The sequence below is a fragment of the Pseudoalteromonas sp. c7(2019) genome, from assembly GCF_011378625.1.
GTDB lineage: Bacteria > Pseudomonadota > Gammaproteobacteria > Enterobacterales > Alteromonadaceae > Pseudoalteromonas > Pseudoalteromonas arctica.
On record NZ_WTKS01000003.1, the window covers coordinates 173,418 to 186,189 of the forward strand.

General features: G+C 40.2%; 11 protein-coding genes. 4 read left to right on the forward strand and 7 right to left on the reverse strand.

Going from position 1 to position 12,772, the window contains the following annotated elements; genetic code table 11:
* The first annotated feature begins 9 nt into the window (after positions 1 to 9).
* A complete protein-coding gene (locus GQR38_RS04455; protein ID WP_165721086.1) occupies positions 10 to 1,647 on the forward strand; it encodes a methyl-accepting chemotaxis protein in 1,638 nt (545 codons plus the stop codon).
* Positions 1,648 to 1,719: 72 nt separating this feature from the next.
* Here the strand turns inward: GQR38_RS04455 and GQR38_RS04460 are convergent, their stop codons facing one another.
* Entirely contained in the window at positions 1,720 to 3,240 is a 1,521-nt protein-coding gene (locus GQR38_RS04460; RefSeq protein ID WP_007581538.1) for a leucyl aminopeptidase family protein, read from the reverse strand.
* 129 nt (positions 3,241 to 3,369) lie between these two features.
* On the reverse strand, positions 3,370 to 4,422 hold the full coding sequence (dinB, locus tag GQR38_RS04465) for a DNA polymerase IV (RefSeq protein WP_024590076.1): 1,053 nt from the start codon (positions 4,420 to 4,422) through the stop codon (positions 3,370 to 3,372).
* Between the two features lie 680 nt (positions 4,423 to 5,102).
* Here dinB and GQR38_RS04470 point away from each other — a divergent pair.
* The 3 genes from GQR38_RS04470 (at position 5,103) to GQR38_RS04480 (ending at position 7,639) form a co-directional block, all read left to right on the forward strand.
* Positions 5,103 to 5,537: a thioesterase family protein gene (locus GQR38_RS04470; RefSeq protein ID WP_010553137.1), complete on the forward strand. Its 435-nt coding sequence runs from the start codon at positions 5,103 to 5,105 to the stop codon at positions 5,535 to 5,537.
* A gap of 9 nt (positions 5,538 to 5,546) precedes the next feature.
* Entirely contained in the window at positions 5,547 to 6,599 is a 1,053-nt protein-coding gene (locus GQR38_RS04475; RefSeq protein ID WP_165721087.1) for an aldo/keto reductase, read from the forward strand.
* 116 nt (positions 6,600 to 6,715) lie between these two features.
* Positions 6,716 to 7,639 carry an ABC transporter substrate-binding protein gene (locus GQR38_RS04480; RefSeq protein ID WP_165721088.1) on the forward strand — a complete coding sequence of 308 codons (924 nt, stop codon included), beginning with the start codon at positions 6,716 to 6,718 and terminating at the stop codon, positions 7,637 to 7,639.
* Here GQR38_RS04480 and GQR38_RS04485 read toward each other — a convergent pair.
* The 5 genes from GQR38_RS04485 to GQR38_RS04505 form a co-directional block, all read right to left on the reverse strand.
* Positions 7,590 to 8,210 carry a fumarylacetoacetate hydrolase family protein gene (locus tag GQR38_RS04485; RefSeq protein WP_165721089.1) on the reverse strand — a complete coding sequence of 207 codons (621 nt, stop codon included), beginning with the start codon at positions 8,208 to 8,210 and terminating at the stop codon, positions 7,590 to 7,592. The genes GQR38_RS04480 and GQR38_RS04485 overlap by 50 nt on opposite strands.
* A 379-nt stretch (positions 8,211 to 8,589) precedes the next feature.
* Positions 8,590 to 10,557 carry a hybrid sensor histidine kinase/response regulator gene (locus GQR38_RS04490; RefSeq protein ID WP_165721090.1) on the reverse strand — a complete coding sequence of 656 codons (1,968 nt, stop codon included), beginning with the start codon at positions 10,555 to 10,557 and terminating at the stop codon, positions 8,590 to 8,592.
* A 10-nt stretch (positions 10,558 to 10,567) separates the two neighbouring features.
* Positions 10,568 to 11,029: a response regulator gene (locus GQR38_RS04495; RefSeq protein WP_002958089.1), complete on the reverse strand. Its 462-nt coding sequence runs from the start codon at positions 11,027 to 11,029 to the stop codon at positions 10,568 to 10,570.
* Positions 11,030 to 12,514: a sensor histidine kinase gene (locus GQR38_RS04500; RefSeq protein WP_165721091.1), complete on the reverse strand. Its 1,485-nt coding sequence runs from the start codon at positions 12,512 to 12,514 to the stop codon at positions 11,030 to 11,032.
* A 38-nt stretch (positions 12,515 to 12,552) separates the two neighbouring features.
* Positions 12,553 to 12,762: a histidine kinase dimerization/phospho-acceptor domain-containing protein gene (locus GQR38_RS04505; protein ID WP_007581523.1), complete on the reverse strand. Its 210-nt coding sequence runs from the start codon at positions 12,760 to 12,762 to the stop codon at positions 12,553 to 12,555.
* Positions 12,763 to 12,772: the final 10 nt, after the last annotated feature.

A 12,772-nucleotide genomic window follows, 5' to 3' on the forward strand; every position in this document is an offset into this window, starting at 1 on the left:
GATAAATGTATGCCTAGTCTACGTAGTTTTAGTATATTCCAACGTTTCTCGCTGCTCATAGCTATTGTTGTATTTGGGCTTATAGCGCTTAGTGTAGCCAGCCTAACTCACCAATATAGCTCTCTTAAAAACGAGCAGTACCTTAAAACACAAAATGTAGTAGAAACTGCGTACAGTATAATCGAGCACTTTTATGACCTTGAGCAAAGTAATTCACTTACTCAACAACAAGCTCAATCGCAAGCACTTAATGCAATAAGAGCTCTGCGCTACGACAAAACCAATTACTTTTGGATTAACAACTACCAGCCAACAATGGTTATGCATCCTATAAAACCTGCGCTTGAAGGAAAAGATTTAACCAATAACAAAGACCCTGACGGCAAAGCATTGTTTGTTGATATGATTAATATAGTTAAACGCTCTGGCGAGGGATTTATTCCTTATAAATGGCCAAAACCAGGTAAAGAAAAACCCGTTGAAAAAATCGCATTTGTTAAAGGTTTTAATCAATGGCAATGGATTATTGGCTCAGGTGTTTATCTTGATTCAATTGACGAAGCATTTAGCGAGCAACGAAACCTTATAGTCGTCAGTGCAACAATTATGATTATTGCTGTTATTTTACTTAGTTACTTTATAGGCAAGAGCATTTTAATACCTACTCGTTTAGCGGCCGATATGATGAAAGACATTTCACAAGGTGAAGGCGATTTAACCCGTACATTAAATGAATCCGGTAACGATGAAATATCTGAACTATCACATTCATTTAATTTATTTGTTTTAAAAATGCGAGAGTCACTTGTTCATGTAGCACAAAGTGCAAACGACGTAAGTGAGCATGCGCATACAGTTGATGATTCAAGTAGAACAAGCCACTCGTTTATTGAGCTTCAAAACGATAGCTCAACCCAAGTTGCAGCTGCCATGGAGCAAATGACTCACCAAATACATGATGTAAGCCGTAACGCCGAAGCCGCAGAGCAAGCAGCTAAAGATGCAGCACAAAACGCATCAACGGGTAAAAATGTGGTTGCGCAAACAATTACAGCAATAGAAACACTCTCAAGCAACATAGAAACAGTCAGCCGTGTAACAGAAGATTTAGCCAACGAGAGCCATAATATAGGCTCTGTACTTGATGTAATAAGAAGCATATCGGAGCAAACAAACTTACTGGCATTAAACGCTGCCATTGAGGCTGCTCGCGCAGGAGAGCATGGCCGAGGATTTGCTGTTGTTGCAGATGAAGTAAGAACACTAGCCAGTCGTACAGGGCAAAGTACCGACGAAATTCAAACCATGATCACTAAACTTCAAGAAGGTGCAAAAGCAGCAGTAGAAGCAGTTAAATCAAGCCAAGCACTTTCAGTTTCTACCGTAGATCAGGCGTCATCGGCCAATACTTCACTTAATGAAATAGAACGACTTGTTTCAATTATTACCGAAATGAACAGCCAGATAGCACGCGCCACAGAGCAACAAACTCAAGCTGCCGACGAGGTTAATTTGCGTATTAATGAGCTATCTCAATCAACTGAGCAATCATTAAATAATACTAAACAGCTTACCGATGCCAGTGATAATCTTAAACAAAGTAGCCAAGAGCTTTCGAGCGTAGTTAATCGTTTTAAATTAGATTAATCGATACCGTTCTCATAAAATGCAAAAAGCCCTGAATTAACAGGGCTTTTTTATTGCATGTAAGTTTTTAGCTTACAAACAGTAACGTGCAAACAAGCTGGTTACTGATGCAGCCGTTGGCTTGCCATGCTGCCAATCACCGCCTTCAACACCGCTACCTGCAATGTCCATATGCACATAAGGTAGTGGCTGTGCAGAGTCGTTACCGTGTTTATCAAGCCCACCAACAATAGCCATAAACGCCATTGGGAACTGATGACCACGAGCAGTAACAGCAGATGCTGCGTTATTGCTAGATAAAACATCGTCAGCTAGCGTGCGTGGTTTAATAAAGTCGTAATCTTCACGGCGAGAACGCGATACTTCAGCGCCATCGGCCCACAAATCTCCAAGGTCAGCTATTTGACGTGAAACACCAGCGCTACGAGCTGGACCATTTTCAACATACGCACCGTATGGACCCATTGCACGTGCCGCGTGACCCGTTAATGTAGCAACAGTAAATAACGTTGGGTTTATTTCGCCTTTAGCTAAATCTTTCATTTCGCTAAGCAGGTCGCCCATTGCTAAGCGCCCTTCTGCATCGGTATTACCAATACGTACACGGATACCTTCGCGGCTAGTAATAATTTCATCTGGCACAAAACAATCCGAGCCAATAGAGTTACGAACAACAGCCAAGTACGATACTACTTTAACGCCTTTAGGCTGATAATCCGCAACAGCTTTCATAAAGCCCGCAACAGAAGCTGCGCCACCTTTATCACGACTCATGCCTGCCATGTGCCCGCCAACTTTTAAATCGGCGCCGCCTGTATCGTATACAAGACCCTTACCTACAAACATAAGTGTGCGAGTAATTTCGCCCTCTGGTACATATTCAAGCTTAACAACACGTGGGTGATGGCGCTCAACTGCATACGATGCACGAGCAACAGTGCTTAGCATTGGGTAGTTTTTATCAATAGCTGCAATATCATCAATTACGTCAACCGCAATGTTTGAGCCTTTAAATAAATCAACGCAGTAATCAGCAAAACGTGGTGGAGCCATACGCTCAGGTTCGGTGCCACATAAGTCACGCGCGGCATATTGGCCCGCAGCAATTGCATTAACAGCTTTAATTGTTTGCTCGCTTGCGCCAACTAAACCAATTTGAGTAATAGGTTCAATACTTTCACCGTGATATTCACGCGCTTCTAATGGCTGCCATAAGGCTTGGCAAGCGCCTAAATAAGCAACTTCTAAAGCATGCTGATAACGGCTATCGCCATTTAAATTTGGTAAAAATAATGCAGGGTTAACACTACCCGACGCTTTTGCTTCGTTAATTGCTAATTTAGCAGCATCAAAATAACGGCGAACATCGTCGTAATCTCTATTTAACGGACCCGTTGGCGCAAGTACAACGCGTTTGTTTTCAATCACTAATAAAGTAACTTGTTTACCAATACGAGAATCAACTTTTGCTTGGTCTAAAATAGCATCACGTAATGAGTTATTTGGTAATAGAGAAAAGTCATCACTAATAATAATAAGCGCATCATGAGATGTGCATTCAAGGCTTGCACTAACCGCTTGAGGGTATGCCATAAATAAAGTCCTGTTAGAAAACATAAGCCCCTATTATCGTCGATTTAAATATTGAAGACCAGCAAGGTGCGATGGGCTAATTATACAACTTGCCAATAAATGGCAACTTGGGGTTACAGGCTTTACAGCTTAATCGAGAATACTAAGTTGAAAGTTTTGTTCTGGCTCACTTTTAATGCCAACGCCTATGCCAAGTAATCTTACAGGTTGTTGTAGCCCTCGTTGATAGGCCTTAGTAAGAAGTTGAATAAATATTTCTGTGTTTAGCTCGTGGTATGCCTGATCGGCTGAGGTCACTACAAAATTTGCAAACTTCACTTTAACACTCAGCTTATTAATACGGTTTTGTAATTGCTGTTTATTAAGCCTTAAAACTAATTCGTCTAACAATTTTGGCAGCTCATCTAAGCACTCTTGTAAACTTGTTTTATTGTATTCGTAGGTATGCTCAACACTCAGCGACTTTCTGATGCGATCTGTTGATACTTTACCAACATATTCACCTGCACATTTTTGATAAAGCGACACACCAAAATTACCCACATGTTGCTGCATCCAGTTAACGCCTTTTTCACGAACATCCTTGCCGGTATATAAGCCTTTTAAATTTAGCTTTTCGAGCGTTACTTTACCCACCCCCGGAATTTTCCCCAGCGGTAATTGCGCTAAAAAGTCATCGACCTCATGAGGCAAAACGACAAATTGACCATTCGGTTTTTTTTCGTCGCTGGCTATTTTGGCAATAAATTTAATCGGTGCAATACCTGCTGATGCAGTGAGCCCTGTGGCATTGTAAATATCGGCTCTTATTTGCTGTGCAATAAGTGTGGCACTGCCTTTACAAGCAGTGCTGTCTGTTACATCTAGGTAGGCTTCGTCTAAAGAAAGAGGCTCAACTAAGTCTGTGTAGCGGCTAAATACTTCACGTATTTGATTTGAAGCTTCTTTGTATACAGCCATGCGCCCAGGGACAATAACTAAATCGGGGCATAATTGTTTAGCATGATAGTTCGACATAGCCGATCGTACGCCATATTCTCTAGCTATGTAGTTAGCGGTTGAGAGCACGCCTCGTCGGCTATTGCCTCCAATAGCAAGCGGTACACATGCAAGTTTTGGATTATCTCGCATTTCTACTGCTGCATAAAAGCAATCCATGTCTATGTGAATAAACTTCTTCATCACCACAACAATAACTGGTTATTTATACAGTCATTATTATAGAATCAAATGTGATAAGCAAGCCTAGGGCCTGTTTATCTTTCGAGGTTAAATTTGCAGCAGTATGTTTGGTATTTAGGCAAGGCAGAGCCTATGTAGTGTGGTTATTCCCCATAAATAGGCGATAACGTAGCACAAATGCCAAACATACGCTGCCCGAAGGGTTCTGCCTAGGGGCAATTTACTCTTTGTTGCTCGGTTTTTACTTAGCCCACTAGGTCACAAACCTCGCGCCGCGATTAAATAGCCCCTAGATTGAACAAATTTTAATCCTGAAAGGTCAACAGGCCCTAGTTAGCGATTAAAAAAAGCGCTTATTACCTTCTTGCTCTTTATAACCGCGCAACCAAAACATAACCTCGAAAAAAAACCCCGCTAACATTAAAATAATAGCGCCTGATTCGTTACCCATTGCGTAACAGGTAAAAGAAGCTATAAAAACCAAACAAGCTAAGGACCAATTAATTATGTTCTGCATATTTCTACCTCTGTGTGTTTTCTGTGTTTGTCTGTGTAATTTAACTGTAGACCTAAAATTAAATAGGTACAATCATCTTATAAAAAAACATGCCATTAATTACCTTGAGCTCGTAACCCCATGTTGATAATCTAAGTACTTTAAAATTAAGGGCCAATAAATAATGCAAACGTTTAAAGATCAGCACCCTATCCATACCGACATCACCGTAGCGTGGGCTGATATGGATGCACTACAACACGTAAATAATGTAGTGTATTTACGTTACTTTGAAATAGCCCGAATCGACTTCTTAAATAAAATAAATCTGTTCGATACAATAAGCCCTAATGGCGTGGGCCCGGTAATAAGCGAAAATAACATTCGTTATAAACGCCCAGTTACATTCCCAGATACGCTTACAGTCGGTGTTACTATTTCTGATATAAAAACAGACCGATTTGTTATGAATTACACCGTATTTAGTCACGCACAAAACGCTATAACAACAACAGGCACTTCAAAAGTGGTTATGTTTGATTTTGAAACAGGCCAAAAAGCCCTCATTGCAGAGCCTCTTTTATCGGCGTTAGTTAGCTACTCTCAAGACGAGCAATAAGGAATCCTCATGCAATACAGCCCACTTGGCAGCAGTGGTATTAACGTTTCAAGAGTATGTTTAGGCAGTATGACTTGGGGTAAACAAAATACTCAAAGCGATGCTGATGAACAAATAGCCTACGCGCTAGAGCAAGGCGTAAACTTTATTGATACAGCCGAAATGTATGCAGTACCGCCCTCTCCAGAGACCTATGGAAAAACTGAGGAAATTATTGGCGATTGGCTATCGCGTAATCAGCAAAAGCGCAGCGATGTGGTACTTGCTACAAAAATTGCAGGCAATGGATTATCGTGGGTACGTGATGGTGGCAATATTACGCGCCAAACGGTAATAGAAGCCGTAGACGATTCACTTAAGCGCCTTAAAACCGACTATATTGATTTATATCAGCTGCATTGGCCAAACCGCTCTACCCCGCACTTTGGCAGACAGTGGCCCGGCACTCTTAAATTTACCGACGTAAATACACAAGAGCAGCAAGCTAGTATGCTTGATATTCTAGAGGGCCTTAATAAATGTGTTAAAGCAGGTAAAATTAAGCACTGCGGTTTATCTGACGATACGCCATGGGGTATAAGCCAGTTTTTAAGTTTGGCCAAAGAGCATAACTTACCGCGTATGGTATCTATTCAAAATGAGTTTAGCTTAGCGCACGCTAAAGACTGGCCGTATTTAATAGAACAATGTGTACACGAAGATATTGCCTACTTACCGTGGTCGCCTTTAGCGGCTGGTTTATTAACGGGTAAATACCTAAACGGTGCTCGCCCAGAAGGATCACGTTGGACCTTCATGCAGCGCAACGGTATTTTTAGAGATACACCCAATGCAGAGCAAGCCACTAAGCAGTATGTTGATCTGGCTCATGCAAACAATATTACTCCAGCACAACTAGCACTCGCATGGTGTAACCAAGTAGATGGCGTAACCTCTTCAATTATTGGTGCAACAAGCATAGCCCAATTAAAAGAAGATATTGATGCATTTAACATCACGTTAAGCGACGAAATTCTTAGTGAGATTAACACTATATTTAGAAACTATCCTATGCCTTATTAAGCATGTATGAGTTAAAGCAGCCTTGAATGAGGTTGCTTTTTAACTAAAATATTTGACCCTACTACAACCAACACTATACTTTTATTAAGTTTTCTTAATTCAACGAACACTTATCAATGCTGAAAAACGGATACTATGCATTTTGCTTATTAATTGTATTTAACGCGCACGCCGTTGAGCAAAGAGTACAGCCCCTAGAAGAAATTATTTGGCTGCAAAGTTACACGCCCCCTTTTCATATAGCTAAAAGTGAAAGCGCACCACAAGGCGGAATTTGCGACAACCTAACCGAGCAACTCATTAGAACCATAACAGATGTAAAACATACCCGCTTAATTGTTCCTCAGCAGCGTATAAATAAATATTTAAATGAAGGAAAAAATGTATGTTTTCCGTGTGTTATTTATAAAAAAAATAATAACCAACAACTTAACTACTCAAATCCAACAACGGTATATCCCCCATTTTCAATTATCACGACTAAAGAGCTAAAGCCCAAATTAGAAGAAAAGCACGGCTCGCCTATTCACCTTATTAATTTATTAACCGACCCGCAATACGTATACGGGCAAGCTGCTGCACGTAAATTTACAACTAAAATTAATACAATTATTGAAAATACAAAACGAGATAAAGAGTCGTCGTTAAGTTGGAGTAGCGAAAATGAAAGTCAGGCTGTTATAGCACGCTTGAGTCACGGCTTTTTAGACTACTCAATTGATTACCCGTTTATGGCCGATTACTTTAATAAACAAGGAGAATATACGAATATAGAGAGTGTACCAATAGAAGAAAATGACATTCAATTTATACGAGGAGCAATAGGTTGTGCGGCTAACGCACCTAATAATTTTGCACAGCAAGCGCTTAAAAAAATTAACCGCGCACTAAAAAACAATGTACTACAATCGCCTGAGTATCAACAAAGTCAGCATAATTGGCTTAAAACTACCTTTGCAGACTTTGATCAACACTACCAACAGCAAGTTATTAATTTTTACTTACTTGCCACTGATGCTCAAGCAAGCACTGATCATTAGCATAAAGTGCCACAGCAAAAATACTTTTAGGTGTTACCTCGCCTACGCCCGACGGTGTGCCTGTCATTACTACATCACCATCTTCTAAGCTCATAAATTCACTAATTTCTTGTAAAATTGAGTCCGGATTATGCAGCATAAAATGAGTATCGCCTTGCTGAACTACTTTATTATTAATTTTAAGTTCAAAGGTAAAGTGCTTCATTGCATCAGTTAGCGCTACAAAATCAGTTAAAATTACAGAGCCGTCGAACGCTTTAGCGCGCTCCCATGGAAGTCCTTTATTTTTTAATTTACTTTGCACAGTACGCTTAGTTAAATCAAGGCCGAGTCCAACACCTACAAATTTTTTATTTTTAACTACAAAACATAGCTCGGTTTCATAATGCAACGTATCGCCGTTGTGAGCTGCAAATAACGTGTTAGTAATTGCGCTATTTGGCTTATTAAATAACACCATTTGATCTGGCGTTTCGTTATTTAGCTCTGCAATGTGTGCTGTATAATTACGGCCAACACACACTACTTTTGATGGTGTTAATTCTTCAGATACTAACTTTATTGAATGCATATAAATAATGTCTCAGTTATTGGACCTGTTGACCTTTCAGGATTAAAATTCGTTCAATCTAGGGGCTATTTAATCGCGGCGCGAGGTTTGTAACCTAGTGGGCTCGATAACTGCTCCTGCGTTATTCTACTGACTTACATCCACGTAAGAATAAGTAAAAACCGAGTAAAGCTTCCGCGTCCTGCTCACGCCCCTTACCTAAATCCATGTAGGCAACAAAGAGTAAATAGCCCCTGGGCAGAACCCTTCTGGCAGCGCATGTTTGGCATTTGTGCTACGTTATCGCCTATTTATGGGGAATAACCACACTACATAGGCTCTGCCTTGCCTAAATACCAAACATACTGCTGCAAATTTAACCTCGAAAGATAAACAGGCCCTAGCTAATAAGCGTTTCAAGTAAGCTCAAATTAATAGGTTTAAGTAAAACTCGGTCAATATTTAAATCTTTTATTTCTCTAGGGTCTGGCTCTGCGCCACTTACAATCACCAAGCGTAGCTCTGGATATCGCTCATTAACTTGCTGGCCTAAATCAATGCCACGCCCATCGGGTAAATGCATGTCTAACAATACCTTATTAAATTGCTGGTCGTGATTAAGTATTTGCAAACATTGTGCGCAGCTAGACGCAATGACGGTTTCAACGCCTAGACTTTCTAAAAGTAGCTGCGTAATTTGCGCTGCATCGTGATCGTCTTCAACAAGTAAAAAGCGCTGCTTTTTCTCGGTTAAGCCCTTACTACAATTTATATCTTTAGCTTGCGGTGCATGCTCTGGCGCTACCAAATAATCTTGCAAACATTGATATAAAGCCGCGCTATCAACAGGTTTTGGTATTACATCGTTAAAGCCAAGTGCAGCAAGCTCCTCATGTATGCCTTTCATAGTAGCGGCAGTGAGCGCGATTATTGGGCCTTTGTAACCCATTTTTCTAAGCTCTATGGTAGCTTCCTTGCCGCCCATTACAGGCATATGAATATCAATAAAAATAATGTCGTAAGGCGCTTTATACGCATCTGCAATACGCACCTTTTCAAGCGCTTGTTGGCCATGTTCGGCATAATCGACGCGCGCACCACAGGTACTGATCATATGACCAACTAGCATGCGTAAATCACGTAAATCATCAACTACTAATACTCGCCCATGCACTTTACATGGAGCCGATTTACTTTGTAGTTGCGGCGCACTGCTAAAATTAAGTACCTGTCGTTCTACTTCGCTAATATCACCTGGGTAAACCGAAATAGTAAACGTAGAGCCTTTGCCAATTTCAGAATGCAAACTAATATCACCGTGCATACGTGCTAACAATTCAGCACATATTGCCAAACCCAAACCTGCACCACCTACAGAGCGTGATTCTACATCAGCTATTTGTTCAAATGGCTTAAATATCAGTTCTTGTTTTTCAGGAGCAATGCCCATGCCTGAGTCTTTAATGCTAAAAAACAGCATTTCGGTGTCATCAACCCACTGCGTCCACGCATTAACAACAATTTCGCCTTTATCGGTAAATTTAACCGCATTGTTTATTAGGTTTATTAAAATTTGGCGAACTCTTGTTGCATCAAGTCGTGCAACCAAAGGTAATGGCTGATGAGATTCAAAGCGCAGCGTAAGGCCCTTATCTAGCACCGATACGCGCATTAGCGTGTATACATCGGCAAGCATGCTATCAAGGTTAACTTCGCTTAGGGTCAGCTCCAGTTTATCGGCGGCTATTTTAGATAAGTCGAGCACATCGTTTAATAAGCTTAATAAGTGTTTACCGTTTCGATAAATAACACCCAATTCATTTTCTGCTTGCTGACTAAAGTCGCTCTGCATTAATAGTTCGGTGTAACCTAAAATAGACGATAGAGGAGTACGTAATTCGTGGCTTAAATGAGCTAAAAAGCGGTCTTTTGAGCGATTTTCGGCTTCGGCTTTTAAACGCTCTACTCGCTCACCTTCAACATCTTTACGAGCAAGTGCATAGCGAATAGCGCGCGCAAAGCGGCTCGAACTCATTTCTGTTTTTATTAAATAATCTACTGCACCGGCATCAAGCGCCGCCGAGTCTAACTCGTCGTTTGACTGCCCGGTAAGCATAATAATTGGGCCGCTAAAGCCATTAGCAATGGCTTCTTTTAGTACATCTAAACCATTAGATGCACCCAAGCGGTAATCAAGCAGGCAAATGTCGTGCTCATTTTTGCTAAGCGTTGCAATTGCCTGCTCTGGGGAACTTATCCATTGAATGTTAAACGTGTGTGAATCCAATTGGTCCAGATAGTCGCAGGTGAGTATGTAATCATCTTCATCATCTTCTACAAGCAGCAACTGAGTCACTTTATCTAACATACAATCTCCATTAATCGTTAAATGTTGTCGGTAGCTCTACAAACTCTACCCAGTATTTTCCTAGCGTTTTCATCAAATCAACTAAACCATCAAACGTCACAGGCTTTGTAATATAAGATGCAGCACCTAAGTTATACCCTTTAACCATGTCTTCTTCTTGCTTAGACGTAGTTAAAATAACAACCGGAATTCCCTTTAAGTTAGGGTTCCCTTTTATAGCTTCAAGCGCTTCACGACCATCCATTCTTGGCATGTTTAAATCAAGTAATATCAATCCTGGTCGTGGCGACACTGTTTTGTCTTCAAACTTACCTTTACGTTCTAAATATTCAAGTAACTCAACGCCATCTTCAACAAAATGAAGCTCGTTAAGTACACGGCTTTCGGCAAGGGCATCTTGTGTTAACAAACGATCATCTTCATCATCGTCTGCCATTAAAATAGTAATAGGTTTTACTTTTGAATAGGGCATTTAAGCCTCTCCTTGCAATGTGAAAAGCGCAGCTTCCACAGGTAGTTTTATAATGAAGGTTGCACCTTCACCGTCTTTACTTATTGCTGTAATTGTTCCGCCGTGGCGCTCCACAATACGCCTACATACAGAAAGACCAATACCTGTGCCTTTATATTGTGAGCGACCGTGCAAACGTTGAAACGGTACAAATATTTTATCGGCATAGTCCTGTGAAAAACCAATACCGTTATCTTCTATAGTAATAACTTGAAAGCTCAAATTGGTATTATGATCCTCACTAAAAATATCTTTATCTTGGTAGCTGATTTTTATATGTGGACTTACACCTGGGCGCCTAAATTTAACAGCGTTCGACAACAAGTTTAAAAACAGCTGCTGCATTTGGCTTTTATCAGCCTGAATAACCGGTAAGTCTTCTACATCAATTTGTGCATCTGACTCTTTTATCGCAATTTCTAAATCACTTAATATATCGGTTACTACTTCGTTTAAATTTGTATCATCGAAGTCTTTACCGCGTGTTGTAATACGCGAGAACTCTAATAGGTCATTAATTAAGTTAGACATGCGTTGCGCTGCATTTTTCATGCGGCCAATGTAATCAATCCCTTTTTCACCCAGCTCATCTTTAAACATTGTTTCTAGGCGGTCACTAAAGGCTTGAATTTTTCTAAGCGGTTCTTGTAAGTCATGACTTGCTACAAAAGCAAATTCTTCAAGCTCTCGGTTACTTCGGCTCAGTTCGTCAGAATACAACGTTAATTCTTGCGTACGCTCAGACACTTTAGTTGCTAAAGTCTCGTTTTGTTTCTCAAGCTCAAAACGATACTTAGCTGCATTTCTCAAATTAAGACGTGTCATTACAAACATACCAATAATAAGTAATAAGCTTGTGATTGCTGTAATAGCAAACGTGATTTTAGCTTCATTCTTAATTTGCGCTAACTTTGAAAAATGGCTCACTTTAAAGAGTAATTCACGGTCTTGAATTTCATTAACATACTCTCTAATTTGCTTATAAAGCTCCCGACCTTTATGTGTATTTAACACATAAATTGCACGTCGCTCTTTGTCATCTAAAGCAAGATTAACCGTTTGTTTTAGCTCTTTAATTTTGCTATCAACTAGTACTAACAACTGAGCAATACGCTCAGCTTGGCCGTCAATCTCAGAGTGTAGTGACTTAACATGATCTGTTTGAGCTTCAATTTGTCCAATAGCATCGTAATAAGGCGTTAAATAATCAGTCTCTTCTGTTAATAAATAACCGCGCTGACCCGACTCAGCCTGAACTACTGATAAATGCAGTTGCTCAATTCCCGTTGTCAGCATATTAGTATTGTCTAAACTCTTTTGGGTTTGCGTTAAACCTTGAATCGTATTCAATGCTAAAACTGCGTTACCTACAATAATACTTAACACAACAACTATTAAAGCTGCCCAAGTAACATTCGCTTTACCTTGCTGTTTTTGCTTGCTCATTTAGCTTCCCGAATTAGAGTTTGTACAACACTTACTATTTATTGAGAGTCAGTTATTTTTTGTAAACTTTCACTACACTGTTGGCAATTGTTAATAATTTTATCAAGTGCATCTAGCGCTTTTTCTTTTGGCATATCGTTTTCAAGTACCAACTTAATAAGCTCTGCATTCATCGATATACGATTAAGCGGCGCTCTTGCATCGTGTACTAATTTGTTTAGTTGCTCTGTTTGGTTATCGGATGTCATGCCCTTCCTC

Coding starts and splice junctions, on each gene's coding strand:
- GQR38_RS04455 (WP_165721086.1), top strand. CDS start 10: ATGCCTAGTCTACGTAGTTTTAGTATATTCCAACGTTTCTCGCTGCTC.
- GQR38_RS04460 (WP_007581538.1), bottom strand. CDS start 3,240: ATGGCATACCCTCAAGCGGTTAGTGCAAGCCTTGAATGCACATCTCAT.
- dinB (WP_024590076.1), bottom strand. CDS start 4,422: ATGAAGAAGTTTATTCACATAGACATGGATTGCTTTTATGCAGCAGTA.
- GQR38_RS04470 (WP_010553137.1), top strand. CDS start 5,103: ATGCAAACGTTTAAAGATCAGCACCCTATCCATACCGACATCACCGTA.
- GQR38_RS04475 (WP_165721087.1), top strand. CDS start 5,547: ATGCAATACAGCCCACTTGGCAGCAGTGGTATTAACGTTTCAAGAGTA.
- GQR38_RS04480 (WP_165721088.1), top strand. CDS start 6,716: ATGCTGAAAAACGGATACTATGCATTTTGCTTATTAATTGTATTTAAC.
- GQR38_RS04485 (WP_165721089.1), bottom strand. CDS start 8,210: ATGCATTCAATAAAGTTAGTATCTGAAGAATTAACACCATCAAAAGTA.
- GQR38_RS04490 (WP_165721090.1), bottom strand. CDS start 10,557: ATGTTAGATAAAGTGACTCAGTTGCTGCTTGTAGAAGATGATGAAGAT.
- GQR38_RS04495 (WP_002958089.1), bottom strand. CDS start 11,029: ATGCCCTATTCAAAAGTAAAACCTATTACTATTTTAATGGCAGACGAT.
- GQR38_RS04500 (WP_165721091.1), bottom strand. CDS start 12,514: ATGAGCAAGCAAAAACAGCAAGGTAAAGCGAATGTTACTTGGGCAGCT.
- GQR38_RS04505 (WP_007581523.1), bottom strand. CDS start 12,762: ATGACATCCGATAACCAAACAGAGCAACTAAACAAATTAGTACACGAT.